This is a genomic window from Actinoplanes sp. TFC3 (assembly GCF_001553785.1).
Lineage (GTDB): Bacteria > Actinomycetota > Actinomycetes > Mycobacteriales > Micromonosporaceae > Actinoplanes.
In genome coordinates this window covers 3,318,049-3,343,692 of the sequence record NZ_LOJP01000001.1, presented here as the reverse complement: position 1 = coordinate 3,343,692, position 25,644 = coordinate 3,318,049, and the positions used below count along the sequence as shown (strand labels likewise).

26 protein-coding genes, 1 pseudogene and 1 riboswitch are annotated in these 25,644 nt (G+C 71.0%); of the genes and pseudogenes, 14 read left to right on the top strand and 13 right to left on the bottom strand.

Annotation, left to right across the window (positions count from 1 at the left end):
- Nucleotides 1-55: 55 nt before the first annotated feature.
- Nucleotides 56-1,630: a serine/threonine-protein kinase gene (locus TFC3_RS37080; protein WP_153040237.1), complete on the bottom strand. Its 1,575-nt coding sequence runs from the start codon at nt 1,628-1,630 to the stop codon at nt 56-58.
- 44 nt (nt 1,631-1,674) lie between these two features.
- On the opposite strand from TFC3_RS37080, the gene TFC3_RS15000 reads away from it, so the two are divergent.
- The 7 genes from TFC3_RS15000 to TFC3_RS14970 all read left to right on the top strand — a co-directional run bounded on the left by TFC3_RS15000 (nt 1,675) and on the right by TFC3_RS14970 (nt 7,805).
- Entirely contained in the window at nt 1,675-2,814 is a 1,140-nt protein-coding gene (locus TFC3_RS15000) for a M20 family metallopeptidase (RefSeq protein ID WP_236718133.1), read from the top strand.
- A complete protein-coding gene (locus TFC3_RS14995) occupies nt 2,811-3,572 on the top strand; it encodes a GNAT family N-acetyltransferase (protein ID WP_067500148.1) in 762 nt (253 codons plus the stop codon). Before TFC3_RS15000 ends, TFC3_RS14995 begins: the two co-directional genes overlap by 4 nt.
- Nucleotides 3,569-4,675 (top strand): o-succinylbenzoate synthase, encoded by a 1,107-nt coding sequence (menC, locus tag TFC3_RS14990; RefSeq protein ID WP_067500146.1) that lies wholly within the window; start codon nt 3,569-3,571, stop codon nt 4,673-4,675. The genes TFC3_RS14995 and menC overlap by 4 nt, the downstream gene beginning before the upstream one ends.
- 40 nt (nt 4,676-4,715) lie before the next feature.
- Nucleotides 4,716-5,018, top strand: coding sequence for a DUF2064 domain-containing protein (locus TFC3_RS14985; RefSeq protein WP_067500144.1), 303 nt, complete (start codon nt 4,716-4,718; stop codon nt 5,016-5,018).
- 129 nt (nt 5,019-5,147) lie between these two features.
- A riboswitch (cyclic di-AMP (ydaO/yuaA leader) is annotated at nt 5,148-5,328 on the top strand.
- A 1-nt stretch (nt 5,329) separates the two neighbouring features.
- A complete protein-coding gene (locus tag TFC3_RS14980) occupies nt 5,330-6,049 on the top strand; it encodes a transglycosylase family protein (RefSeq protein WP_067500142.1) in 720 nt (239 codons plus the stop codon).
- A gap of 384 nt (nt 6,050-6,433) precedes the next feature.
- Nucleotides 6,434-7,000 carry a SigE family RNA polymerase sigma factor gene (locus TFC3_RS14975; protein WP_082772065.1) on the top strand — a complete coding sequence of 189 codons (567 nt, stop codon included), beginning with the start codon at nt 6,434-6,436 and terminating at the stop codon, nt 6,998-7,000.
- Nucleotides 6,993-7,805, top strand: a complete 813-nt coding sequence (locus TFC3_RS14970; RefSeq protein WP_067500140.1) for a hypothetical protein — start codon at nt 6,993-6,995, stop codon at nt 7,803-7,805. Before TFC3_RS14975 ends, TFC3_RS14970 begins: the two co-directional genes overlap by 8 nt.
- On the opposite strand, the gene TFC3_RS14965 is transcribed toward TFC3_RS14970, so the two are convergent.
- Nucleotides 7,799-8,221 carry a BLUF domain-containing protein gene (locus TFC3_RS14965; RefSeq protein ID WP_067500138.1) on the bottom strand — a complete coding sequence of 141 codons (423 nt, stop codon included), beginning with the start codon at nt 8,219-8,221 and terminating at the stop codon, nt 7,799-7,801. The genes TFC3_RS14970 and TFC3_RS14965 overlap by 7 nt on opposite strands.
- A gap of 191 nt (nt 8,222-8,412) precedes the next feature.
- Between TFC3_RS14965 and TFC3_RS14960 the strand changes: the two are divergent.
- A pseudogene (locus TFC3_RS14960) lies at nt 8,413-9,450 on the top strand (glycoside hydrolase family 48 protein); the annotation flags it as partial.
- Nucleotides 9,451-9,574: 124 nt separating this feature from the next.
- The gene (locus tag TFC3_RS38745; protein ID WP_201787165.1) at nt 9,575-10,522 is read left to right on the top strand and encodes an AbfB domain-containing protein; all 948 of its coding nucleotides are present in this window, start codon (nt 9,575-9,577) and stop codon (nt 10,520-10,522) included.
- Here the strand turns inward: TFC3_RS38745 and TFC3_RS14945 are convergent.
- Nucleotides 10,500-11,138, bottom strand: a complete 639-nt coding sequence (locus tag TFC3_RS14945; RefSeq protein WP_236718132.1) for a sensor histidine kinase — start codon at nt 11,136-11,138, stop codon at nt 10,500-10,502. The genes TFC3_RS38745 and TFC3_RS14945 overlap by 23 nt on opposite strands.
- 165 nt (nt 11,139-11,303) lie before the next feature.
- The gene (zwf, locus tag TFC3_RS14940) at nt 11,304-12,698 is read right to left on the bottom strand and encodes a glucose-6-phosphate dehydrogenase (RefSeq protein WP_067500132.1); all 1,395 of its coding nucleotides are present in this window, start codon (nt 12,696-12,698) and stop codon (nt 11,304-11,306) included.
- A gap of 186 nt (nt 12,699-12,884) precedes the next feature.
- Between zwf and TFC3_RS14935 the strand changes: the two genes are divergently transcribed.
- Complete coding sequence (locus tag TFC3_RS14935; protein ID WP_236718131.1) at nt 12,885-13,769, top strand: hypothetical protein; 885 nt, start codon at nt 12,885-12,887, stop codon at nt 13,767-13,769.
- 347 nt (nt 13,770-14,116) lie between these two features.
- Here TFC3_RS14935 and TFC3_RS14930 read toward each other — a convergent pair whose 3' ends face one another.
- Together TFC3_RS14930 and TFC3_RS14925 are read right to left on the bottom strand one after the other, a co-directional pair.
- The gene (locus TFC3_RS14930; protein ID WP_067500128.1) at nt 14,117-14,620 is read right to left on the bottom strand and encodes a hypothetical protein; all 504 of its coding nucleotides are present in this window, start codon (nt 14,618-14,620) and stop codon (nt 14,117-14,119) included.
- Nucleotides 14,617-15,480 carry a metallophosphoesterase gene (locus TFC3_RS14925; RefSeq protein ID WP_369819676.1) on the bottom strand — a complete coding sequence of 288 codons (864 nt, stop codon included), beginning with the start codon at nt 15,478-15,480 and terminating at the stop codon, nt 14,617-14,619. The genes TFC3_RS14930 and TFC3_RS14925 overlap by 4 nt, the downstream gene beginning before the upstream one ends.
- A gap of 339 nt (nt 15,481-15,819) precedes the next feature.
- Here TFC3_RS14925 and TFC3_RS37070 point away from each other — a divergent pair, with 339 nt between their 5' ends.
- The 3 genes from TFC3_RS37070 to TFC3_RS14910 are packed head-to-tail and all read left to right on the top strand — an operon-like array spanning nt 15,820 to nt 19,273.
- Nucleotides 15,820-16,452 (top strand): sigma-70 family RNA polymerase sigma factor, encoded by a 633-nt coding sequence (locus TFC3_RS37070; protein WP_067500120.1) that lies wholly within the window; start codon nt 15,820-15,822, stop codon nt 16,450-16,452.
- Nucleotides 16,452-18,455 carry a GGDEF domain-containing protein gene (locus TFC3_RS14915; RefSeq protein ID WP_067500118.1) on the top strand — a complete coding sequence of 668 codons (2,004 nt, stop codon included), beginning with the start codon at nt 16,452-16,454 and terminating at the stop codon, nt 18,453-18,455. The genes TFC3_RS37070 and TFC3_RS14915 overlap by 1 nt, the downstream gene beginning before the upstream one ends.
- A complete protein-coding gene (locus TFC3_RS14910) occupies nt 18,452-19,273 on the top strand; it encodes an SAM-dependent methyltransferase (protein ID WP_201787164.1) in 822 nt (273 codons plus the stop codon). The genes TFC3_RS14915 and TFC3_RS14910 overlap by 4 nt, the downstream gene beginning before the upstream one ends.
- Nucleotides 19,274-19,276: 3 nt before the next feature.
- Here the strand turns inward: TFC3_RS14910 and TFC3_RS14905 are convergent, their stop codons facing one another.
- The 7 genes from TFC3_RS14905 to TFC3_RS14875 all read right to left on the bottom strand — a co-directional run bounded on the left by TFC3_RS14905 (nt 19,277) and on the right by TFC3_RS14875 (nt 25,498).
- Nucleotides 19,277-20,005: a hypothetical protein gene (locus TFC3_RS14905; RefSeq protein WP_067500113.1), complete on the bottom strand. Its 729-nt coding sequence runs from the start codon at nt 20,003-20,005 to the stop codon at nt 19,277-19,279.
- Nucleotides 19,998-20,510, bottom strand: a complete 513-nt coding sequence (locus TFC3_RS14900; RefSeq protein ID WP_067500111.1) for an RNA polymerase sigma factor — start codon at nt 20,508-20,510, stop codon at nt 19,998-20,000. Before TFC3_RS14900 ends, TFC3_RS14905 begins: the two co-directional genes overlap by 8 nt.
- A 12-nt stretch (nt 20,511-20,522) precedes the next feature.
- Nucleotides 20,523-20,807, bottom strand: coding sequence for a hypothetical protein (locus TFC3_RS14895; RefSeq protein ID WP_153040234.1), 285 nt, complete (start codon nt 20,805-20,807; stop codon nt 20,523-20,525).
- Between the two features lie 16 nt (nt 20,808-20,823).
- On the bottom strand, nt 20,824-22,083 hold the full coding sequence (locus TFC3_RS14890; protein ID WP_082772062.1) for a trans-acting enoyl reductase family protein: 1,260 nt from the start codon (nt 22,081-22,083) through the stop codon (nt 20,824-20,826).
- Nucleotides 22,084-22,170: 87 nt separating this feature from the next.
- Nucleotides 22,171-24,060, bottom strand: a complete 1,890-nt coding sequence (locus TFC3_RS14885) for an APC family permease (RefSeq protein ID WP_067506713.1) — start codon at nt 24,058-24,060, stop codon at nt 22,171-22,173.
- Between the two features lie 239 nt (nt 24,061-24,299).
- Nucleotides 24,300-24,950 carry a 1-acyl-sn-glycerol-3-phosphate acyltransferase gene (locus TFC3_RS14880; RefSeq protein WP_201787163.1) on the bottom strand — a complete coding sequence of 217 codons (651 nt, stop codon included), beginning with the start codon at nt 24,948-24,950 and terminating at the stop codon, nt 24,300-24,302.
- A complete protein-coding gene (locus TFC3_RS14875) occupies nt 24,944-25,498 on the bottom strand; it encodes a TetR/AcrR family transcriptional regulator (protein ID WP_067500109.1) in 555 nt (184 codons plus the stop codon). The genes TFC3_RS14880 and TFC3_RS14875 overlap by 7 nt, the downstream gene beginning before the upstream one ends.
- Between TFC3_RS14875 and TFC3_RS40005 the strand changes: the two genes are divergently transcribed.
- On the top strand, nt 25,497-25,628 hold the full coding sequence (locus TFC3_RS40005; protein WP_255363763.1) for a hypothetical protein: 132 nt from the start codon (nt 25,497-25,499) through the stop codon (nt 25,626-25,628). The two genes, TFC3_RS14875 and TFC3_RS40005, sit on opposite strands and share 2 nt — an antisense overlap.
- Nucleotides 25,629-25,644: the final 16 nt, after the last annotated feature.

The window sequence follows — 25,644 nt, the reverse complement described above, 5'->3', positions numbered from 1 at the left end:
CCGCAACCTCGGGTCCGATGCGACACAATACGCGCGGATGACCACATTGGATCATTCAGAGGGACAAGATCTCCGCCGCCGCGAAGGACACCTTGCCAGGGCCGAGGTCGGGGTCGCGCTCCACGCCGAAACTGACCTGACCGGCGACCAGTGTGGAGTCGGTGATCGGAGCCTGGAAGGCGGGATTGCCGTCGAGCGACACCGTGGCCGTGGCGCCGCGCAGGTCGATCTGCAGACGGTGCCTGCTGCCGGGTTGGAAGTCGCCGCCGGCCACCGAGGTGAGCGTGGTCTTGTCGCCATCGTTCTCCAGCGCCAGTTCGACGCCGGTGGGGCAGGCCGACAGCAGGTAGCCGCTGGAGCCGTTGCGCCGGAACCCGATCAGCGCGCAGCTACCCGCGGCGAGCACGGTGATGTCGGCGGCGATGCGCTGATCACCGGCGAAAGTGTCGGTCGGGCCGGGACAGTCGAACGAGCCGCCGTCGCCGGTGCTCATCTGCAGAGCGCCGCCGGTGAACGTGCAGGCAGCGCCGTCGTCGCCGCTGCGGGCGCGCCACTGGCCGGGCCGGTCCAGCGGGTCGATCACCGACAGTCCCCGGACCTGGCGGGGCGCCGGGGCAGCGATCGTGAGCAGCGGCTGCGCCGCCGGGGGATCGCCGCCGCGGTTCAGGGCGAGGATGACGCCACCGGCCGCGGCGGCAACGGTCAGCGCGGCGGCGAACGCCACCCGCCGGCGGCCCGGCCGGGGACGGTTGCGGCGCACAGCGTCGGCGGCCTTGCGCAGCTCGGGGCTGCGGGCCAGGGTGCGGGCCTCGGTGGAGCCGTCGGACAGCAGCATGTCGAGCAGCTCGTGCGCGGTCGGGCGCTCCCGCGGGTCCTTGGCCAGCGAGCGGGCCACCACGGTGCGCAGCGGATCGGGCAGCCCGTCCAGGTTGGGTGGCTGGGTGAGGATCTTCGCCGCGGTCACCGCGGGGGTGTCCCCGGCGAACGGGGTACGGCCGGTGCCCGCATACGTGACCACCGCACCCCAGGCGAACACGTCCGCGGCCGGGCCGGTGGCGCTGCTGTCGGAGTCGAAGCGTTCCGGCGCCATGTAGGCCACCGTGCCGACCATCTGATCGGTGCGGGTGTGCTTGCTGGTCAGCTCCATCGCCCGGGCGATCCCGAAGTCGATGACCTTCGGCGCACCCAGCGCGAACAGCACGTTCGCCGGTTTGAGGTCGCGGTGGATGACCCCGGCGCCGTGGATCGCGGCGATAGCGGTGGCCACGCCGACCGCCACGCTGTGCAGGTTGCCGCCGGTCAGCGGGCCGCTCTCACCGATGACCTGACCCAGGTCGGGCCCGTCGACGTACTCGACCACCAGGTAGGGCGTCTCGTGCCCGGGGTCGGCGTCCAGCACGGCGGCGGTGCAGAACGGCGGCACTTGCCGGGCCCGGTTGACCTCGCTGCGGAAGCGGCCGCGAAACTCGTCGTCGGCGGCGTACTCGGGGCGGATGACCTTGATCGCGGCCAGCGTGCCGGCCGCGTTGCGCCCGAGATAGACCGAGCCCATGCCGCCCTCGCCCAGGCGTGACAGCAGCCGGTAACCGCCCAGCTCGCGTGGGTCACCGGGGCGCAGGGGCCTGCTCACGGAGGTGCACACTATCGCGTGAATCGCCCGTAGGATGACCGGGTATGAACTCCGGTGACGGAGCACCGTCGATGGCGGCCCGGCTCTCGGCGAGGCTGCCGGCGATGCTGACCGATATCGAACGCCTTGTCACCTGCGAGTCGCCGTCCACCGATCGTGCCGCGCTGGCCGCGAGCACCGAGGTCGTCGCCGAGCTGGGCACCCGGCTGCTGGGCGTGGCGCCCGACCGGGTCGAGGCCGAGGGGCGGGTACACCTGCGCTGGCGGCTGGGTGAGGGGCCGGCGAAGGTGCTGCTGCTCGGCCATCACGACACGGTGTGGCCGCTCGGATCCCTGGCCTCACATCCGTACTCGGTGCGCGACGGCGTGCTGCGCGGGCCTGGCTGCGTGGACATGAAGGCCGGGCTGGTGCTCGCCCTGTACGCCGTGCACCACCTGCATGCGCCGGCCGGGGTGACGCTGCTGATCACCTGCGACGAGGAGCTCGGCTCGCCGACCTCGCGGGCGTTGATCGAGAAGGAAGCCGCCGGGTGCGTGGCCGCGCTGGTGCTGGAGGCGGCCGCCGCCGGGGGCGCGCTCAAGACAGAACGCAAAGGCGTCTCACGATATCGGGTACGGGCACACGGGCGCGCCGCGCACGCCGGCCTGGAACCCGAGCGCGGCACCAACGCAACCATCGAACTCGCCCACCAGGTGCTGGCCCTCGCCGCGTTGAACGCCCCGGGGCGGGGCACGACTGTCACCCCGACCCTGCTCAGCGCGGGCAGCTCGGAGAACACCGTACCGGCCGCCGGAGAGGTGGCCGTCGACGTGCGCGTGCGCGACACCGCCGAGCAGCAGCGGGTAGACACCGCCGTACACGCCCTGCGCCCGGTGCTGCCCGGCGCCCGCCTGGAGATCCTCGGCGGCCCGAACCGGCCACCGCTGACCCGCGACGCCACGGCCGCGCTGTTCGAGCGGGCCACCCGGGTCGCTGACCGACTTGGCTTACCCGCCCCCACGGCCGCCGCGGTCGGGGGCGGCTCGGATGGCAACTTCACCGCGGGCATCGGCGTACCCACCCTGGACGGGCTCGGCGCGGTCGGCGGAGGCGCGCACGCCGACGACGAGCATGTCCTGGTCGCCGAGCTGGCCGGGCGGGCGGCGCTGCTCGCCGGGCTGATCGAGGAGCTGGTCCGGCCATGAGCATCGAGGTTCGTACCCTGTCCGCGATCGCCGATCTGGAGGCCGTCGACCGGGTTCTCGGCGCGGTCTGGCAGGGCGAGCCCGTACCGCTGCTGGGCACCGAGCTGCTGCGGGCGCTGGCCAAGGCCGGAAACTACATCGCCGGTGCCTACGACGGCGGTGAGCTGCTCGGCGGCTGCGTCGCGTTTTTCGGCCCACCCGGCGAGCGGGAATTGCACAGCCACGTGACGGGCGTTGCGCGGGCGGCAATCGGGCGCAGCATCGGGTACGCCCTCAAGCAGCATCAGCTCGGCTGGGCCCGCGACCGGGGCGCAGCCGCGATCACCTGGACCGTCGACCCGCTCGTGGCCCGCAACGCGTACTTCAATCTGGCGAAACTCGGCGCCGAGCCGGTGGAGTACCTCAGCGACTTCTACGGTCCCATGCACGATCGGATCAACGGCGACGACCCGTCCGACCGGCTGCTCATGCGGTGGGACGTCGCCCGGGCCGCGACGCCGCGGCCCGGAACGCCGGATCCCATCGGGCCGCACGCGGTCGTGGCGCTGGACCGCGACCTTCGGCGTGGCCCGCTGACAGGAGAGCAGGTGCTGGTCGCGGTGCCCGAGGACATCGAGGTGGTGCGGACCACGGATCCCGCCGCCGCCCGTCGGTGGCGGCTCGCGGTCCGCGAGGTGCTGGCCGGCCTGCTGGCCGAGGGAGCGCAGGTCACCGGGTTCGACCGCGCCGCCGGATATGTGCTGAGGAGGCCGCAGTGAAGCTCACCGGGGTGGAGTTGCGGCGCGTGGCGATGCCGCTGGTCGCGCCGTTCCGCACGTCGTTCGGCACCGAGACCGAGCGCGACGTGCTGCTGGTGCGCGTGGTCACCGAGGACGCCGAGGGCTGGGGCGAATGCGTGGCGATGGCCGACCCGCGCTACTCCTCGGAGTACGCCGCAGCCGCCGCGGACGTGCTGCGCCGCTTCCTGATCCCCGCGGTGCTGCAGCAACCCCGCCTCGACGCCATCACCGTGGCACCGGCGCTGGCCCCGTTCAAGGGTCACCGGATGGCCAAGGCGGCGCTGGAGACCGCGATCCTCGACGCCGAGCTGCGCGCCGCGGGCCGCTCGTTCGCCCGGGAACTCGGTGCGGTGCACGACCGGGTGCCCTGCGGGGTGTCGGTGGGCATCATGGACTCGATCCCCGAACTGCTCGACGCGGTGGACGGCTACCTCGCCGAGGGCTACCTGCGGATCAAGCTGAAGATCGAGCCGGGCTGGGACGTCGAGCCGGTGCGGGCCGTGCGCGAGCGCTTCGGCGACGAGGTGCTGCTTCAGGTCGACGCGAACACCGCCTACACCCTGGCCGACGCCCGGCACCTGGCCCGCCTGGACCCGTTCGCCCTGCTGCTGATCGAGCAGCCCCTGGACGAGGACGACGTGGCCGGGCACGCCGAGCTGGCCAGGATGATCGCCACGCCGGTGTGCCTGGACGAGTCGATCACCTCGGCGCGTACGGCCGCCGCGGCGATCTCGCTGGGCGCCTGCGCGGTGGTGAACATCAAGCCGGGCCGGGTCGGCGGTTACTTGGAGGCACGGCGCATTCACGATGTGTGCGCGGCGCAGGGGATCCCGGTGTGGTGCGGCGGGATGCTGGAAACCGGGCTCGGTCGCGCGGCCAATGTGGCGCTCGCCGCGCTGCCGGGCTTCACCCTGCCGGGGGACACCTCGGCCTCCGGGCGCTACTTCAGCACCGATCTGACCGAGCCTTTTGTGCTCGCTGACGGGCATTTGGACGTACCGGATAAGCCAGGTCTGGGGGTGGCACCGCGCCCGGACGTCCTGGCCGAGGTAACCACGCACATCGATTGGATTTCTGCCTGAACCGGGCAACCGATCCGGCCCCGGCGGCCACTGATGGGGCATGACCCGGTCTTTTCGCTGCGCCACCGTGCCCGGCGTCCACCGCCACCGCGACTTTCTGCTGCTCACCGCGCCGACGCCGGAGCTCACCCCGCAGCTGCGGCGCGACGCCTACGACCTGCTGCGCACCTTCGACGTGGTCATCGGGGCCACCACCGACGGCGGATGGTACGCCTTCGGGCTGCGCGAACCCGCGTTCGCCGACGACCTGGACACCGGGGCCGGGTCGAGCTCGCTGACCTTGGCCGCGTTGCGGCTCGGGCTGCGTGTCGCGCTGCTGCCGACGCTGCCCGCCGTACCGTGAGGAATGCGAGGTTTGGTGGGGTCCGGGGGTCATCCCATCGGTGTAAAGAAGCTCACGATTCAGCGTGAAAGTTTGCCGACAACCCCCCGGACCTGGTTAACGTCGGCCGGTCCGCTGACGCGGGCCCCACGGTCGGTAACGCCGAGTCCTGCCGCCGACCGGATCGGGACCTCAACCTCAAGGCATGGAGCGGGGGACCCACACGTTCCTCGGCGCGCCACGGCGCGCCTCGGGGTGAAGCCGCCATGAGCGGCCGGGCTCCTCGGCCCGAACCCGACAGCTGACCTCGCAGGCGTGGAGGGTCGTTTTTCATGGGAAAGCATCACGTTCGCAAGACCAGTACGTCGCTGCGCGCCCTCGGGCTGATGGTGGCGGGAGCGGCCGGAAGCGCCGTCCTGCTCGGCTCCGGTGGCGCAGCCCAGGCCAAGTCCAGCGTGAACTGGGACGCCGTCGCGCAATGCGAGTCCGGCGGCAACTGGGCCATCAACACGGGCAACGGCTTCTACGGCGGCCTGCAGTTCACCCGCAGCACGTGGGCGGCGTACGGCGGCACCAAGTACGCCAGCACCGCCAACAAGGCCAGCCGCTCGCAGCAGATCCGCATCGCCGAGAAGGTGCTCGACGGTCAGGGCATCGGCGCGTGGCCGGTCTGCGGCAAGAAGGCCGGCTCGACCAAGTCGTACTCCGCCAAGAACGCCGGCGGATCGTCCTCGTCGTCGCGTAAGTCGTCTTCGTCCTCGTCTTCTGCGCACAAGTCGTCGTCTTCCGCGCACAAGTCGTCGTCGTACAAGTCGTCTTCGGCGGCCAAGAAGGCGACGAGCAGCCGCAGCACCGCGCACCGCAGCAGCACCAAGGCGGCGGCCTCGGTGAAGGCCACCGGCAAGACCTACGTGGTCAAGTCCGGCGACACCCTGGCCAAGATCGCCAACACCCACGGGGTGAACGGCGGCTGGCGGGCGCTGTACCGCCTCAACAGCTCCACGATCAGCAACCCGAACCTGATCTTCCCGGGTCAGCGGATCGCGCTGTAGCTCGACCGCCCGGCCGCCCTACCCCCGTGGGGCGGCCGGGCCCAGCTTGTAGCGAGTTCAGCGTTTCTGAAAAAACTCGACGGCCCGAGCAACCTTTCGCCCCCGCCGGCGCACTGAGCAGATGTTCGCCCGCGGAGAGGTCGTTCCCGGACCTCCGGCCTCTCCGCAGGCGGGCTGACCCTCCGGCCCCGCCGGCGGGCTGATCCACCGGCCCGCTGGTGGGCGACTCCTGTGGCGAGATGAGTTCGATGTCCTGTGATCAAGACACCGGTGAGTGTGCCGTTCGACTCGGCTGACATACTCCGGCTGCCCCGGTCTTCCTGTGCCCCGGAGCGGGGCAGCCGGTCCGAAGCTTCAGACGCGTCGTCTCCCGGGAAGGACCGCGTGACCGATCTCGATGCCGAGCGCGCGTTCCGCCGCTTCTTCGATGAGTGTCACGCGGATCTGTCGCGCCAGGCGTACCTGGTCACCGGGGACGCGGGCAGCGCCGATGACCTGGCTGCTGACGCGTTCACCGAGGTGTGGAAGCACTGGGCGCGCGTGGCGGCTGCCGACAGCCCGGTGGCGTACGCTCGCGGCATCCTCACCAACCTGGCCCGGCAGTGGATCAAGAAGCAGACCCGGGAGCGGCGCGGCCTGCTGCGGCTGACCCTGATGCGCCGTGACCGCGCCGAGCCGGACACCCCGGCGGTGCTGGACGTGCGCGCCGCGCTGGCCAAGTTGCCGGTGCGCCGCCGTGAGTGCGTCATTTTGCGGTACGCGTTCGACGTGCCGGAGCGTGAGGTGGCCGAGATCCTGGGCATCTCGGTGGGCGCGGTGAAGAGCCAGACCTCGCGCGGTGCCGCCCAGTTGAGCGCCTTCCTGCAGGACCTGCCCGAAGCCACCGGATTCCCCGTGAGCAGAACCGTGAGCAGAACCGTGAGCGGCAGCAAAGGAGGACGCCGTGCGTGAGCAGGACGAGCGCGACCTCCGCACCCGGCTGCGCGAGGAAGCCGAACACCACCGGCCCGACCGTGACGCCATGCTCGAGCGCATCATCCGGTCCCGCGCCGAGCAGCGCCGGCCGGCGCTGATCCGGTTGCGGCCCCTCGCCGCGGCGGCCGGGGTGGCGGCCGTGCTGGGGATCAGCATCGCCGGCGTACGCCTGGCCGGCAGGGACAACGACACCGATCACGTAGCGGCGCCGGTGACCTCGGCAGCGCCCACCGCCTCGGCCTCGGCACCGGTGCACGCCTCCGCGTCGCGAGGGGCGGCGTCGCGGTCACCGGCGGCCTCGTCTCCGGGGCCGGATGCAACGAAAGAGGGGACCACCAACCGGCCCAGCACGCCAGAGAACCCACCGGCCGGCCATAAGACAGCACCCGGCAGCAAGGACGGCTATCTGAGCGCCGAGGCGACGCTGAACACCAACCCCAACCCGAACTGGTCGGAGAGCGACCTGGTGCTGACCACCACCCGGCCGATCACCGAGCTGGACGTGACGATCACGATCGCCAGGACGGGGCAGGCCGGCAACACCGGCAAGTTCACGACGATTCCGCCGGAGATGATGACCTGCACGGTCACCGAGCACGCGGACATGATCGTCTACCGGTTCGTGCTCAAGGACGGGCACTCGCTGGCGCCGGGGCCGTACACGTTCGCGGCGCAGTACAACCACGCGGCCAAGCGGTCCATCAAGGGCGACCGGTACACGGCCACGACCTCGGCGGCCAAGGGTGCGGCGGCAGTCGCGGGCGGGTTCCGTACTCAATAAGAGATCTTCAGGGTCCGCAGCCGCTGCATCATGACGATCGTCGTCCGGGCGGACAGCTCGCCGGGCTCGAAGCCGCTGGACGGCAGCATGTCACCGACCGCGGCGCGGATGCTGGGCGACTCGGCGTCGATCAGGCCCATCGACCAGTCGGGGAAGCTGCGCTCCTCGATGTCACGCACCGACATCAGCGCCACCTGCTGGTGCCGGTCGTCGCCGCTGATGGTGCAGAAGGTGCGGGTGACCACGTCGCGCTCGCCCTCCAGGCACTGCACGAAGTGCTCGCGGTTGAACAGCAGCACGCCGGTGACGTCGTGCCGGGCGTTGTTGGTCCGGGCCTGGTCCCGGATGCCGAACATGCTGTCCGGGCGCAGGGCGTCGCTCTTCACGCTGCTGTAGATCAGCTGGTTCAATCCCATTTGTCGAAAATAACCCGGTCGGGGCCGCTGGTGGGTGCGCTTCCACAGCGGCGAGCCCTTTCAGGGGTACCGGCTCGGAGCTGAGCTGTCAACATAGGCGCTGATCGATGGCTTTGGCGCCCTCCCTTGACAGCGGGAGGAACGGTCACGACAGTCATGGGAGCGCTTCCATGGCGACGGTTCCCGTCCCTGCAGAGAGGCTGATGTCCTGGTACTACGCGGGGGGTGGGGCGACCGACACCGCCGCGGGCTGGGCCTGGCGCATCGATTCCAGCACGAGTCACTTCGGCTATCAGAACCCCATGGCCGCGTACGTCCTGAGCACCTCGGCCGCCCTGACCCCGAAATCACCGACTGCCAAGGCCGACTGGCAGGCCAGCCTCACCCGGCAACTGGAGTTCTACCAGTGGCTGCAGTCCTCCGAGGGCGCCATCGCCGGTGGGGCCACCAACAGCTGGGGCGGGTCGTACCAGGCCCCGCCGTCGGGCACGCCCACCTTCTACGGTTTGGCCTACGTGGAAGCCCCGGTGTACGAGGACCCGCCGTCCAACCGCTGGTTCGGCATGCAGACGTGGTCGCTGGAACGCCTCGCCGAGTACTACTACCTGTCCGGCGACGCCAGGGCCGAAGCGGTGCTCGACAAGTGGGTGCCGTGGGCGCTGGACAACTCCACGATCGGCGCCACCAGCTTTGAGATCCCGTCCGACCTGGCCTGGAGCGGCAAGCCGGCCACCTGGAACCCGTCGAGCCCGGCGGCCAGCACCGGCCTGCACGTCAGCGTGACCAGCAAGGGGCAGGACCTCGGGGTGGCCGGTTCTTTCGCCAAGCTGCTCACGTATTACGCGGCGAAGAGCGGAAGTGCGCGGGCGAAGACGGCGGCCAAGGGACTGCTGGATGCGCTGTGGTCGTACAAGGATGCCAAGGGTGTGTCCGTCACCGAGACGCGGGCGGACTACAACCGCATGGATGACACCTACAACGCCTCCACCGGTCAGGGCGTCTACATCCCGCCGGGCTGGAGCGGCACGATGCCCAACGGCGACGTCATCAAGCAGGGGGTCTCGTTCCTCGACATCCGCTCCTTCTACAAGAACGACCCCGACTGGGCCAAGGTGCAGGCCTACCTCAACGGCGGCCCGGCGCCGACGTTCACCTACCACCGCTTCTGGGCGCAGGTGGATGTGGCCACCGGCTACGCCGAATACGCCCGGTTGTTCCCGAACGGGTAGCACCGGGAGAAGACTGGGTCCGGGGCGCGGCTTCCATCCCCGCGTTCCGGGCCCCCTCTTGCATTTCAGGCGATTTGCCTCGATCATTTCCTGGCGCATCTCCGCCGCCACGGAATGGAAGTACATGTCCACAGAGGATCAGCCGACGACCGAACTGCGGGTCGGCGGTTGGGTGCCCCCGCCTCCGCAGGCCCCCGCCGGTCACCCTCCGCTGCCGGATTCCTTCCTCGCCGCCGCCGCTACCGCCACCGAAGTGCCCCCGCCCGGTGCTTCCGCGGGCGTGCGGGCCTCCCGCCAGCGCCGCACGGTAGTCATCTGTGCCGCGCTCGGAGTCCTGCTGGTGACCAGCGCGGTGGCCTGGGAGTCCACCCGTCAGAGCCAGGCCGGGACACCCCGCTTCGTCATGCTGCCCTCGGTGCCGGCGCTGCCCGCGCTGCCCCTGGCCCCCGGCTCGTCGGCCCCGGCCCCGGCTTCGATCCCGGCCTCCGGGTCGGCGTCATCGTCACCGTCCGCATCGGCCTCCCGCTCGCCCTCGGCGTCGCCGACGTCCGCGCCTCCCTCGAAGGCACCCTCGGCGACCCCATCCACGACCGCCCCCAAGCCGGCCGCGCCGCCGGCCAGGGCCACCACCGCCGCCCCGGCCCCGTCCGGCCCGTTCACCGCCGGCACCCCGGTCAGCCTCGAATTGGCCAACTACCCCGGCTACCGGCTGCGTCACCAGAACTACCGCGCCCGCGTGGACCGCGTCGCCAGCCGCAGCTCAGCGCTCGACCGCGCCGACTCGCGCTTCACCGTGCGCGCCGGCCTGGCCGACGCCGCCTGCGTCTCGTTCGAATCGTTCAACTACCCGGGCTACTACCTGCGCCACCGCAACGGCGAAGTCTGGCTCGACCCGCGCGACAGCACGGACCTGTACCGCGCGGACGCCACCTTCTGCCCGGTCGCCGCGGGTGCCGCCGGCACGGTCACGTTGCGCTCCAAGAACTACCCCGACCGCTCACTGTCCGTGCGCCGCTCCCGCGTCGACCTGGGCTCCCGCGCGACCACCTTCACGGTACGTCCACCGCTCTGACACCCGCGGCCGGTTCAGCGCCCGGGTCCTTGGGACCCGCACCCGCGTCGGTGACCGTGACCAGGATGCGGTCGGGTGCCGACCAGACGCGCAGGCGCACCGGTGACCGGCCGTGGCGGGCCGCGTTGGTGACCGTCTCGCTGACCGCCACCACCAGGTCGCTGATGTCCTCGGGGCGCAGTCCTTGATCGGCTGCCCGCACCGCGTGCCGGGCCTGCGCCGGGGTGGGTTCGCTCAGCTCGGCCGTGGGCGGGCCGGCCTGCAGCGGGTCGGGCACCGGGAGCCGGTCCTGGGTCAGGAACACCCTGGGCTCCGCGAACGCCGGGTTGCCCACGTGCCGGTCACCGGGCTCGGCGAAGCGGGGGTGGGTGCAGGCCACGTCGCGCAGCACCGGCTCGGAGGCGACCCGGGTGTCGTACGCGCACATGCTCCACAGCGGGAAGTCGTCGTAGGCGACGTTGATGGCCGACTCGTAGCGGGCCCACCAGTCCCACCTGGCGCCCAGCTCCGGCTGCGGCACCTCGCCGATGACCCGGATCTGCCGGGCCCCGGCGGCCACGTACGAGGCGAACCGTTTGCGATACCAGCGGATGGCCGCGGCCGGGCGGGTGTACACGTCATCGCCGGTCAGGAACTCGACACGTGGAAGTAGCCGTGGTGCCCGGCGGCTGCTCCGGTTCTCACGAGGTCAGCTCCACGCGCCGGACGGTCACCTCCAGCAGATCGGCCGGATGAGCCCGCCGCTGCCATCTTCCGACTATCACTCCGGTGCCCGCGGCGCCTATTCGCCCAAGATCCAGCCGTGCGGAGCGGCGAGCTTGCGGGCCGCCTTCGGACCCCACGAGCCCTGGTCGTACCGCTGCAGCCTGGGCTTGTTCTCCAGCAGGGGAGTGACCGCCTTCCAGGCCGCGGCGAGGCCGTCCGGACGCGTGAACAGCGAGCGGTCGCCCAGCAGAACATCATGGATCAGGCGGACGTACGGCGGGAGCGGCTCGGCGGCGGGCAACTGCGACAACGGCAGAACGGTGCTCGCGGGCTCGACGTCCAGCGCAACGCCGGGCTTCTTGACCAGCATCGTCAGGCTGATCTCACCGTTGCCGCTGAGCGAGAACATCAGCACATTGGCCTGCTCGGGCAGGTGCGCGAACGGGCCTTCCGGCGTCTTGAGCACGATGCTGACCAACTGCTCGGAGCCGGCCATCCGCTTGCCGGTGCGCAGCAGGAACGGCACGCCCCGCCAGCGCGGGTTGTCGATCCAGAGCTTGGCGGCGACGTACGTGTCGGTGCGCGACCGCGCCTTGATGCCCTCGACCTCGCGGTAGCCCTCGAACTGCCCCAGCACGACCTCGCCCGGATCCAGCGGCCGGAACGAGCGGATCACCTTCTCCCGCGCGCTCTGCAGCCCGGCGGCATCCAGCGTCGCCGGTGGTTCCATGGCCACCTCGGCGGCCACCTGGAACAGGTGCGTCACGAGCATGTCCAGCACCGCACCGGTGGCGTCGTAGAACTCGGCCCGGTCGTCGATGCCCAGGTCCTCGGGAACGTCGATCTGCACGCTCTCGATGTGCTTGCGGTCCCACATCGAGGCGAACAGCTCGTTGGCGAAGCGCAGCACATGCAGGTTCTGCGTCGCCTCCTTACCCAGGAAATGGTCGATGCGGTAGACCTGCGACTCGTCGAGCACCTTGTGCACCGTGCGGTCCAGCTCGCGGAAGCCCTCCGGTGAGGTGCCGAACGGCTTCTCGAACACCACCCGGGCGCCCGCGGCCAGGCCGTGCTCGCCCAGCGCCTTCGTCAGTTCCACGAAGGCTGACGGCGGCACGGCCAGGTAGTGCACGAGCTGGGCGTCCTCGCCGAGTTCCTGGCGGGCGTCGGCGATGACGTCGAGCAGGCTGCCGGGGGAGTCGGTGTTGAAGCCACCGCCGGCGAACAGCAGGCGCTGTTCGAACTCCTTCCACGGCCCCTGATCGGGGTGCGGCCCGAACTCGGCGAGCGCGTGGTGCACGTGCCGGCGGAAATCCTCGTGCGCCACATCGCCGCGGCCATTGCCGACCAGCACCCACTGCTCGGGCAGCAGCCCCTCGATCGCCAAGGTGTAGAACGCCGGCAGCACCATCCGCTTGGCCAGGTCCCCGGTCGCGCCGAACAGCACGAACACGGTCTTCGTCGTCGCCATGACCCCTGTGTCACCGCCGGAAGGGCTCCTTAACCCTGTTGTGCCCCACCACACCGCCCCGGCCCGCGCAATTTCTTCAAATTAATTCGTCCGGAATTGAACCCCATCGAAGCTGAACCGGCCGTTGCTCCCGGCTCGTACCGACCCCCGAACACCGGCTTAGCTACCGAAACTCAAGGAGTGGTGATGAGAACGCGCCAGCGACGGGGTACTGCCATCAACCGCAAGGCGATCAGCGCGGGGGTGTTTGCAGCGGTGCTGGTGGCGGGCGCGGTGACAGGTCTGCAACTGGCCTCCGCAGGGGAGCAGGCCAAGGCCGCCGAGATCGTGGTGGTCGACGGTCAGAGCTTCGACATCGCCGGCTGCGAAAAGCTGGAAATCAACGCCGGTGCCGTTGTCTGCGACGGGGAGAATTTACAGCCGGAGCAGGTTGCGGGCGCTGCTGAGGTGGCTGCGGCTTCGGCGGTGGCGCTGGAAACGGCTTGCGACCAGTTCGCGGTGGACCAGGCGGCTGCGGACGCCGAAGCCGGCCAGCAGGCCGGGGACGACGCCGGTGCTGATGACGCGGCTGGCGCTGATGACGCGGCTGGCGCTGGTGACGACGCTGGTGCTGATGACGCGGCTGGCGCTGGTTCCGATAAGGCTGCCGGTGGAAAGTCTGGCGCGAAGGCGGCCGAGCACAAGGCACTGACGAAGAAAGCCAAGCGTGCGATTGCGAAAAAGTACGCCAGGAAGATGCAAGCCGCTGACAAGGGCGGCAAGGGTAACGGCGGCGGAGCCGCAAACGGTGGCAAGGGCAATGCCGGAGCCGCGGATGAGGGTGCGGCCGCCGGTGACCTTGAGGCTGCGGTGACTGCTGGGCGTGAGGGTCTGTTGAGCGCTTGCTTGACGCTGGCCGACGCCAAGGCTGCCGCGGGCGCTGCTGCCGGTGACGATGCCGGCGCGGGTAACGAGGCGGGCGCGGGTGACGCGGGCGGTGACGCTGGAGCTGGTGAAGCGGGCGCGGGCGACGAGGCTGGTGCTGACGACGCGGGCGCTTCGGCCAAGCCCAGCGCGGCCGCCAAGAAGTAAGGCTGGTGGGTGGCGCGGCCTCGAGCTGAGGCCGCGCCATCGGAAAGCCCGGTGTCGGCCGCGGCATTCCTCGCCGGGACCGGAGGGCCGTGAAGGCCGCGCGCCTCTCCCGCCGCATCCGGTCATTGATGGGCAGGCGCGCGGACTACGTCTGTTGTGGGTTTCCAGTCGGCGCTGTCGCGGCTGTCGGCGGTCAGGCCGGCGGGCGTGCTCGAAAGCCTTGACGAACCGCCCGGCGGCTGCTTGAGGAGACCGACCTGGGGGTGGACGCGATCGCGCTGCGTGCCGGGTTCGGCAATGCCGCGACGCTGCGTCACCCACTTCGGGCAGTGACTCGGCACCACTGCCTACTCGTACCCGGTGACCTTCCGTGACCGGGACGCGGTGAGCGTGCCGGTCCAGCGAACGCCGGCCTGAGCCAGGTGCCGCACCAGCGTCGCGTCCTGCGCGCGGCGACAGCGAGCCCGGCGCAGGCGAACCACCGCGTACCCGCTGAGCAGAGCCGTACCGATCAAACCGGTCGTCAGCAGCTGGGTCCGCGGCAGCCGCCCGGTCAGCACGGGCAGATCGCACGAGCCGGCTCCGGCGGACATGACCGGCACCACCTCGCCGGCCTGCGGCCAGTCACCGGCGAACGCGCTGCGCTCGACGCGGCACTGCACCTCACGCTGCGGATCCGACACGCGCAGCAGCACCGTGTCCTTGCCCCCGGTGACCTCGTACGCGACGACCACGGCATCGGTCAGGTCGCGGCCCTGGCTCTGCAGCTGCGGGTCGTCACGCCCGGCTATGCCGGTGACCAGGGCCATGACGCTGAGCAGGGCGGCCAGCACCAGTCCGAAGATCTTCACCAGCTGGGGTCCTCGAGCACCTTGCGCAGCAGCGTCGGCGCACCGCCGCGCTTGCCCCACTCGCGCGGGTAGCCCAGCGACACCTCCTGGAAGCGCACACCGTCCTGCCAGGTCGTGCGTGGGATGTGCAGATGACCGTAGACCGCGGTGGCGGCCCGGAAACGCTGATGCCAGTCGGCGGTCAGCTCGGTGCCGCACCACTGGGCGAACTCGGGGTACCACAGCACCTCGGTGGGATGCCGGTGCAGCGGCCAATGGCTGACCAGCACGGTGGGCAGCTGCGGGTCGATCGCGGCCAGGCGTTTCCCGGTCTCGGCGACGCGGGCCCGGCACCAGGATTCGCGATCCGGATAGGGGTCGGGGTGCAACAGCTCCTCATCGGTGCAGACGACCCCGGTGCGGTAGGCGTAGGCCAGTGACTCCTCCTTCGTGGAGGTGCCGGGCGCGCGGAACGTGTAGTCGTACAGCAGGAACAGCGGTGCCACGACGGCCGGACCGCCCTCGCCGCGCCAGACCAGATATTCGTCCTCGGGGGTGCGCACGCCCAGGTGGCGGCACATCTCGACCAGCTGCTCGTAGCGTTGCACCCCACGGGTCTGGTTGGTGTCACGTGCGTGCGTCCACAGCTCGTGGTTGCCCGGCGCCCAGATGACCTCGGCGAACCGTGAGCGCAGCAGCCGCAGCGTGGTCTCGACGTGGCCGAACACCTCGGCGACGTCACCGGCCACGATCAGCCAGTCCCCGGGGTCGCGCGGGTGCAGTTCGCCGAGCAGTTTCCGGTTCTCCTCGTACGCGACATGCAGATCGCTGACCGCGTACAGCGTGCCCGCCACCGGCGCCTCCTCGAACCTCATCGTCAGCAGCCGATCTTGCCAGGCCCACCGCCCCGGTGGGGACACCGCCTGCCCCGACCGGGGTACCCGGAGTCGGACTCCCGATAGCGTGACCGCTTCGTGACGCTGAGGGCCGTGACCGAAAACGCATATGCGTGCCGGCGGTCGAGGTACTGCTGGCGCCGTACAGTCCATCTCGGACGCTGTGTTCTCCCTGGCCGAGGCCGCCCATCGTGGAGGTCTCGATCGAGGCCGCGCCTGCCCGTCGTTTGCAGTGACCGAAAAGAATCTTGGTTTCGGCTGTCACGCCGGGGGTCCTGCCGGGACCTAACTAGGTGGAGGTTCGACGGCGGACGGAGGCAATTGGTGGTCGACGCGCACGGCGTGGGTGCCGAACCACCCCCCATCACGTCGGATCCACCCAGCGGTTCCGGCGCGGGTGCCCTCCCGGCTGCTCCCATCGCGGCTGCGCCACCGGCCGCGGAGATCGAGGACTTCTTCCGGCGCTACTGGGAGGGCCTGGTCCGCAACCTGATGCGCGAGGGCGCCAACCGCTGGGAAGCCCAGGACGCGGTGTCCGAGGCCATCCGCGAGGCGCTGCGGCGCTGGCGTGACCTCACGCATCCGGTTGCCTGGGTACGAACGGCTGCCCGCTCCCACTGGCTCAAGCAGCGCCGGGCCAGCACCCACGGCGACATCGAGGTGCTGGTGCCCGACGTTGCCGAGCTCAGCGAGGGCCGCGCCGACGACCCCGAGCTGGAGGCCTACGAGCTGGAGGAATGGTTCTCCGGGGTGCTGGCGCAGCCCCCCCCGGCCCGCCGCGAAGCCCTCGAGCTGTCCGCGCAGGGGCTGACCCCCTCCGAGATCGCCGCCCACGTCGGCAAGACCCCCGAGGCGGTCCGCACCGCTCTCAAGCTGGGCCGCAAGCAAGCCGTGGCGCTGTGGCGGGCCATCCCGACGCAGCGCACCCCGCGCCCTGCCACCCCCGGGGAGGACTGATGGGCGAGCCCGAACCAGACGACGCCGTGGTGACGCACGCCATGATGATCGCCGCGCTCAACCAGATCCTCGGCGAGTGCGGGTACCCGCCGGTCGCCGACGACACCGCCGACCACCTGATCGAAGAGGCGCGCAGCCGGGCCGACGGCATAGTGGCCGCCGCGCTGCAGACCGCCGTGCAGTACACCGACGCGGCGCTCGAGCAGGCCGCCCGGACCGTGCTCAGCGCCCGTCGTACCGCCGCGGACCTGCCGGCGCCGGTCCCGCTCGCCTCCCGTCCCGCGCCGGTGGGGCAGGGCGCTTCGGCCGGGGCGCGGTGGCTGGCGGCGGCGACCGCGGCGGGCGTCTACCTGCCCTTGGCCGAGCCGGTCGCCACCCGCACCCTCGACGTGTACGCCCACTGCCTGCGCGACGCCGCAGCCGCCGCGCCTCCCGACGCCGATGCGGCGTACCGGATCGGCCTCGACGTCGTGGCGCTCGGCGTAGCCCGGCCGGAGGCGCTGAGCGCGACCATGGGCGTGGTGCTGGACCACCTCGGCGACGGCGACGTGCTGACCCCGCCCGCCCGTGAGGTGGCCGCGGCCTTCGCCGCCGGGTTCGCCGCGGCGCTGCAGGCCCGCACGCTCGCCCAGCAGGAATCGCTGCACCGGGCCACCCAGCGCGCCGCCCGCGACTTCCAGGTCGCCCTGCAGAACAGCGAGGCCCGCTACCGCCGGCTGGCGTTCTACGACCCGGTCACCGGGCTGGCCACCAAGGCCCGGCTGGTGCAGCGGCTGCGGCAGGCGGCCAACACCACCGACGCACGCCGGCACACCGGGTTGTGCCTGGTCGACATCGGCGGCTACCCGGCGGTGTGCGAGCAGTTCGGCGCGGAAGCCGGCGACCACGTGCTCACCGAGGTGGCCCGCCGCCTGCGCGCGGTCGCCGCGCACCCGGATTACCTCCCGGCGCGCCACGGCAGCCACTCGTTCACGCTGCTCGTGCAGGACAGCGGCGGGCTGGTGCACCTCGCCGACCTCGCCGAGCGGGTCAGCCACGTGCTCGCCGAACCGGCTTCGCTGCCCGGGACCAGCCTGAGCGCACCGCTGGCCGCCCACGTGGGTGCGGTGGACGTGGCGTCCGGGGCTCTCGACCCGGCCCGGGTGCTGGTCGACGCCGAGATCGCGTTGCGTCAGGCCCGCGCCGGCACCAGCGGGTGGGCGGTGTACGACTCGCGGCCCGGTGGCGCGGCGGGCGGCGGGGCCAGCGTCACCGGGCTGGTCACCGGGCCTGCGACGTACCAGCCGATCGTGGGTCTGAAGACCGGGCGCGTCGCCGGCCTGCACGCCCGCATGCTCTGGCGCCACCCGCACCTCGGCACGCTCGACCTGGCCAAGATCGGCCAGCTCACCGGGGACCGCGAGACCACCACCCGGCTCGCCGCCACGCTCGTGCAGCAGGCCGGCCGGCAGGCTGTGCAGTGGGACGGCAGCGGCGCCGGACCGTTCGTCGGCGTGGACATCCCGCTGTACCAGATCGGCTACCCCGACGCGGTCGAGCTGATCCACGAGGCGCTGACCGTCACCGGCCTGCCGCCCGCCCGGCTGCACCTGTACCTGTCCGGGCTCGACGCGGTGCCCGCGGGCGAACACAGCCTCACCGTGCTGACCGCGGTGGCCGAACTGGGCGTCCGCCTTGTGCTCGACGACTTCGGCACCGGCTTCTCCTCCCTGGCCTACCTGCGCGAACTGCCCGTGCACGGCCTCCGCACCCCCGCCGCGCTGCTGCACACCACACCCGAGGGCACCGACGCCGACCGCAGCCTGCTCAGCGGCATGGCCCGCACCGCGCACGCCCTCGGGCTCACCCTCACCGTGCACGGCGTGGACGACGACCTGCGCGCCGCGGCGCTGTTCGGCACCGGGTGCGACGGGGCTCAGGGCCTGCGCTACGGCGCCCCGGCCACCCCGCACCAGGTGCCGGCCCTGCTGCGCCGCACCGGCCCGCTGCTGGCGGCCTCGTGAGCGACAACATCCACAGTGGAGTAGGCTTTCTCGGCATGGCGAGCGGCGACTCCGACTTCAGCAGCAGGCCCAGCAGCGCGCGCATCTACGACGCCCTGCTCGGCGGCAACCACAACTTCGCCGCCGACCGCGAGGCCGCGCAGAACCTGCTCGCCGCGATCCCGCTGGCCGGTGACATGGCCCGGGCCAACCGGGCGTTCCTGCACCGCGCCGTGCAATACATGCTCGACCGCGGGGTGCGGCAGTTCCTCGACGTCGGCAGCGGCATCCCGACGGTCGGCAACGTGCACGAGATCGCTCAGCGCCGCATCCCCGACGCCCGGGTGATCTACGTCGACATCGACCCGGTGGCGGTGGCGCACAGCAACGACATCCTCAAGGACAACCCGTGGGCCGCGGCGATCCAGGCCGACATGCGCTTTCCCGAGGCGGTGCTCGAACACCCCAGCGTGCGCCGGCTGATCGACGTCAACGAGCCGATCGGGCTGCTGCTGGTCGCGATGTTGCACTTCGTGCCCGAGGACGACGCCTACCAGGCGGTCGACGCGCTTCGCTCGGCGCTGCCGCCCGGGTCCTACGTGGTGATCTCGCACGGCGTGCTGGACACCCCGGCGGACGCGAAGGAGCAGGAGATCACCGCGCTGTACCGGCGCACCGACGTGTCGGCGGCGCGTGGGCGTACGCGCGAGCAGATCCTGCGCTTCTTCGGCGACGCCGAGATCGTCGAACCCGGGCTGGTGTGGGTGCACGAGTGGCCCGGCGGCGGCAACGGCGACCCGGCGGGCATGGCCGTGGTCGCCGCGGTGGCGCAGGTCTGAGCCTCAGCGGTCGAACGGGATCGTCTGCAGACCGGTCCAAGCGCCGCCCTGGTCCTCCGGGACGAGGCGCTGGTCGATGGTGAGGATGCCGTACTGGCCCCTGAGGTTGAACTGACCCGAGTCACCGGCCGCAACCACCTCCCAGAGCTGGGCTTCGGTGCCGCTGACGCATTGTTGCAGCGCGAGGACGGTGCCCTCGGTGTCGGTCACGCACCACCCGGGCCGGGCCGAGGGGTTGATCGTCACCAGGTTCGGGACCCGCGTTGCGGCGCGGCGCAGCTGCATCCGGGTGGAGTCGTCCTTTGCGGTGCCGGTGAAGTCGGCCACGTCACCCGCGCCGGTCTGCAGCCAGCGGTCCTGCCCGTCGTCGGCCACGTCGATGATGACGTCCTTCTCGATGTCGATGCCCAGCTCACCTAGTTGCGACACGTCCGACAAGGCGGTGCCGGGGCGGTACGACGGGAACGATGTGGGCTCCGGCGACGAGGAGACCGGGAGCGGTCCGGCCGGACGCGGCTGAGGGTTGGGGCTGCGATGGAACGCCGTGCCGAGTCCCAGCGCCGCGACGAGCACGGCGGCGAACGCCAGCCCGGCCGCGCGGTTGCGGCGGCGGTGCGCGGCGCGGCGGCGGATCTCGGCGGCAGGCGGCGGGGTGGCCGAGCGCTGCAACAGCCCGGCGTACGCCTCCAGGCCCCGGTCCAGGTGATCCTCGGCGGGCATCTCGTCAGGCATCGTGGTGCTCCCGGCCCGTCTCGAAGGTGTCGCGGTCGCTCAGCTGGGCCGCCATCGCCCGGCGGCCGCGGGCCAGCCACGTGGTGACGGTACCGGCCGGGATGCCGGTCTCCTGCTGGATCTCGGCGACGCTGCGCCCGGCGATGTGGTGCAGCACGATGACGCGGCGCTGGTCGACCGGCAGCTTGCGCAGCGCCGCGACGATAGCGACGTGATCCGGGCCCAGCGCGTCGACGGCATGCCCGGGATGCGCGCGGCGGTGCGCGGTCAGCCGGTTGACGGCCTTGCGCCATGAGCTCACCGCGTGCCGGTAGGCCACCTGACGTACCCAGGCCTCCGGGTTCTCATAGGTGGCGATCTTCGACCAGCGGTTCCAAGCGCGCAGGTAGGCCTCGGCCACCGAGTCCTCGGCCTCGGCGGGGCTGCCGACCATCATGGTGACGTGCGCCAGCACGCGACGGCAGGACGTCGCGTAGAAGGTGTCGAAGTCGGCGGCATCGCGCATGAGTATCGAGGTTCAGCTGTCGAAGGGGATCGTCTGCAGGCCGCTGCGCCCACCGCCGGTGGTGATCCGGCCGTTGCCGACGCTGATCACGCCGTGACTGCCGCGCAGCTCGAACAGCCCGGAATCACCGGCCGGGACGACGGTCCAGATCTGCGCGGGGCGGGCGGGATCACAGGTCTCCAGCTTCAGCGGGCCGCGGGCGGTGGCGGCGACACAACTACCCGGGCCAAGATCCTCGTGGTAGAACGACGGCACGATCAAGACCCGATTCTTCTGCCGTACGGGCGCAGATTTCAAAGACATCATGGTCGAGTCACCCTTCGAGGTGCCGGTGAAGTCGACACCGCTCCTGGTGACCTGCAGGTAGCGGTCCTGCCCGTCGTCGGCGACGTCGATCAGCACACCCTCGTCCAGGGTGATGCCGAGGTTCTCCAGCTCCTTGAGATCCGAGCTCGTCGTGCCCTTCGACGGCTTCGAGGCCTTGGGGGTGGCCGGAGTCGACTCCCGGGTGGCCGACGGTGCAGGGGAAGTGGTGGCCGACGGTGCGGGAGAAGCGAGGGCAGCCGACCGCGTGGGGGAGGCAGCGGTAGCGGACGGCTGCCCTCGCTTCTCCCGCACGCTTGGGCAGGACCCGGTCGAGCAGGGCGCGGGTGGGCGGGAAGGAAAGTCCGGCGAACATGGCGCCGGTGCCGAGTTTCAGGGCGGTGGCGAGCAAGGGGGAAAAGGGGCTGGTGCCGGTGCTCATGGTCTCGCGGTAGCGCAGCGTGCGGCCGTAGGCGTAGCCGAGCAAGGCGTTGCTGCGGCGGACCACGCGGGTGTTGTACGACGCCATGACGAACGGGGCGAGCGTGCCACGCAGGCGGGGGTTGACGTCCTTGGCGTCCAGGGTCACCAGGTCGGGTTGCCGCCCGAGGTCGGGTTCGGCGGCGAGGTCCGGGGTCAGCGAGTAGGGGCTCGCAGCGATCCGGCGGGCGGCTTGGTCGGCGCGCACCTCGTCGAGCTGGTTGCGCATCGAATCGATGGTGCCGCCGCTGAAACCGCCCCTCAAGCTGGTCACCACGAGCGTGGTGTCGGTCAGGTCACCGGCTCCGGCCTCGCGGGCCGCAGCGTGCAACAAGTGGACCCCGATATCGGAAGGGATCGAGTCGAAGCCGCAGGAGTGGACAATGCGAGCCCCGGTTTTCGCGGCGAGTGCATGGTTCTCATCGATGCTGCGCCGGACGAACAGCACTTCACCGGTCAGGTCGGCGTAGTGAGTGCCCGCCTCGGCGCAGGCGTGCACAAGCGCCTGCCCATATTTGACGAAAGGTCCAGCAGTGCTGATCACGACCTTGGTGGAAGCGGCGAGCCGGGACAGGGCGGCAGTGTCACCGGCCTCGGCGATCACGATCGGCCACCCGGCGGCGGCAGGCGCGGCGGCGCCCAGCTTCGCCCGGGTAGCAGCGAGCCGGTCGGGGTTGCGCCCGGCCAGCGCCACCCGGGTACCGGCCGGGGCATGGTGAGCCAGGTGCTCGGCGACCAGCGCACCCGCAAACCCGGTGGCGCCATAGATGACGATGTCGTGATCCCTCATCGCCCGATTGTCCTCCGCCGGCCGCCTCACCGCTCGCGGAGCGCCCGGCCGGCCAGCGACCCGCCGGTCAGCACAGCAGTAGCGCTCTCACCCGACATGCACATGAGGCCGCCGGCTTCGCACCGGCTCGGCCTGCCGGATCATCTCCCGGGTCACCGGCGCCACCTCGCCCTGCCCGAAGATGAGGTAGCGCACGAAGTTCGCCACCGGGTTTCCCTCGGTCCATTCGAAGTAGATGTGCGGGCGGCGGCCTGTTTCGTCTCTGAGGTGCAGGAGCAGGGCTGCGATGGCGCTGGATACCGAGGAGCTTTCCATGGTCAGCACCCGGTAGCGGTGGTGCAGTAGCTCTCCCTTGAGCTTCAACTCGGTTTCGAAGTCCGAGGCATCGGTCACCGTCACCTCAACAAAGATCAGGTCCCGGTCATCGACCAAGTCGTTGTCGGCGATGATCTGGGCGATTTTGTCGCTGTACTCGTGGGCGTCGCGGCGGTCCGGTTCGTTGGCGATCAGGCGGATGCGGCGGCGTCCACATTCCTGCAGGAACTGCGCTGCCAGGTCGTCCTTTTCGATGCTGGTCACACGCAGCTCGAAGGCTCGGTACAGCCGCGACAGCAACGAGATCACCAGGATGCCGGCGATGAAACACGCAGCGATCTTCACGCCGTCCGGGCGTTCCACCACGTTGGCCACCGTGGTGTAGGCGAACACCACCGCGACCACGCCGAACGCCCAGGTCCGTCCCCGCTGGGCTCGCCGGTGGGCCGACAGCGTCACCGCGGTGGCCGCCGAGGTGATCAGCACGAGCACCCCGGTGGCGTAGGCACCGCCCTGCGCGTCGACGTCGGCCTTGAACAGCACCGTGATCGCGAACGCGGTCAGCGTGAACACCAGCACCATGGGGCGGACCGCGCGGGCCCATGACGGCGCCATCCCGAACTTCGGCAGGTACCTCGGCACCAGGTTGAGCAGCCCGGCCATCGCCGACGCGCCGGCGAACCACAGGATGGCGATGGTCGACAGGTCGTACACCGTGCCGAAGACGCTGCCCAAGTGCTCGTGCGCCAAGAAGGCCAGCGCCCGCCCGTTGGCCTCGCCGCCCGGCCGGAACTCGTCCTGGGGGATGAGCACGGTGGTGACCACGCTGCTGGTGATCAGGAAGCAGCTCATGATGACGGCGGCGGTGGTGAGCAGTTTCTTCGTACCGCTGATCCGGCCCTGGAGGTTGCCTTTGACGTGCGGCATGACCGCAACGCCGGTCTCGAAGCCCGACAATCCCAGCGCCAGCTTGGGGAACACCAGCAGCGCGATCGCGACCATCATTGCCGGGTTGCCATGCTCGGCGGTCAGTGCGGTGGTCCAGTCGCTGACCACTGCGGGGTGGGTGAGCACCCGGATCAGACCGTCGCCCACGACCACCACGTTGAGAACCAGATACACCCCGACCAGGCCGACCGCGATACCGATCGCCTCGGTGAAGCCCTTGAGGAACACCGCCCCGAGCAACGACACCAGCACCAGCGTCACGATGATCTCGTGGCCGCGCAGCGACTCCGGCCAGAACGGGTTCTCGTCGATGTGCGCTGTCGCGTCCGCCGCCGACAGCGTGATCGTGATGATGAAGTCGGTGGCGGCGAAGCCCAGCAGGACCAGGACGAACAGCTTGCCCTTCCAGAACGACAGCAGCTTGACCAGCATCGCGATCGAGCCTTCGCCGTGCGGGCTGTCGGCGGCCACCCGGCGGTAGACCGGCAGCGCGCCCAGCAGGGTGACCAGCACCAGCACCAGCGTGGCGATGGGGGAGAGCACTCCGGCGGCCAGGGCGGCGATGCCCGGCTGATATCCGAGCGTCGAGAAGTAGTCGACGCCGGTCAGGCACATGACCTTCCACCACGAGTGGGGTCGTTCCCCGCCGTCACCGTGCGGGCCCTGATGCTGCATGCTCTGCTCGTTGAGCCCCTGCAGCAGCCACTCGCTCATCACCACCGGTCGATCGTGGCATCGCGGGAGCGTCCCCGGCCGCCCGCAGGCGTTAAGAACGCGTCTAGATTCGGCTCAGCGCAGCCCGGCGCAGCTTAGGTCCCGCAACGGCGCCGCACACCCCAGGGTGCCCATCATTCATTCCTCGCAGGCCAGACAGCCGCACGAGCGGGAACGCGGCGTCGGGGAGGCGCAGCACCGGCTTGCGAGAACCGAGGTCGCCGCCGGGGTCATGAGGGTCAGCCGGCGGGCAGGTCGTTGTAGCCGGGCGCGCGGGGCTGGCCGGACAGGGCGGCGATGGCGTCCATGATCTCGTCGGTGGCTTCGCGGCGGGCCTTGGACATGCTGCCCGAGGGCTGCGGGAAGAGCATCGGCGCGCCGAAGCGGACCGTCACCTTGCCCGGGCGTGGCAGCACCGTGCCGATCGGGTGGACCTTGTCCGTGCCGATCAGGGCCACCGGGACGACGGGGGCGCCGGACGCGATGGCCAGCCAGGCCACGCCGGTGCGTCCACGGTAGAGCCGGCCGTCGCGTGAGCGGGTGCCCTCGGGGTGGATGCCGAACGCGCGCCCGTCCTTGAGCACGGCCAGCGAGGTTTCCAGGGCTGCCTGCGCAGCGCGGTGCCCGCCGCGGGGGACCGGGATCGCGCCGAGGCCGGTGATCGCGGTGCGCAGCAGCGGGTTACCGGTGAAGTATTCGGCCTTGGCCAGAAAGTGCACCGGGCGCGGGCTGACCAGCGGGATCAGGAAGCTGTCGAGCGCCGAGATGTGGTTGGCGGCCAGGATCACCGGACCGGACTCGGGAACGTAGGCGAGGCCTTCGACGGTGGGCCGGAACGAGAGGTGCGCGGCCGGGATCAGCGCGGCGCGTACCAGGCTGGGGATCAGCACGGCGCTGGCGTGGTGTAGGCGGCGACGGCCGTGCGCAGCATCGCGTCCAGGTCCTCGTGGTCGGTGGCCATCTGCAAGCTGTTCCAGAGCCACAACTGGGCAATGCCGTGCAGGTTGGCCCACAGTGCCCCCGCCACGACCGCCGCGTCCGGGCGATCAACCCCCAGTCTTTTCATGAGTACGCCGAAAAGTGGCTTGCTCGCATCGCGGAGCCCTTCCTTGTTGCCGCGCAGCAGTTCGTGGCGGAACATCAGCTCGAACATGCCCCGGTTGCTGCTGGCGAACTCGACATACAGCCGCGCGAGGTCGAGCAGGTCCCGGCCGGGGTCGCCGTGTTCGGGCAGCGCCGCGACCCGGGCGGTCAAGTTGTCGTAGCCGACCCGGGCCACGGCGGCCAGCAGCTCGCGGTGGGTGGGGAAGTAGCGCCGGGGTGCCCCGTGCGACACCTCGGCGCGCCGGGCGATCTCGCGCAGCGACAGCTCACCGGTGCCCTCGGCCACCAGGGCCACCCCGGCGGTCACCAGGCGGGCACGTAGATCCTCGGACATGGACACTGTCTACCAGATTGCCGTAGACAGTGTCTACGAGGCCGGCCCGTACGCTGGGCGGCTGGTTGCCGCAGCCGCGCCGCACCGGCCGGCCGGGCAGGTGGGCGTGGTGGCGCTGGGCTTACGATGACGGGGTTTCCGGGGAC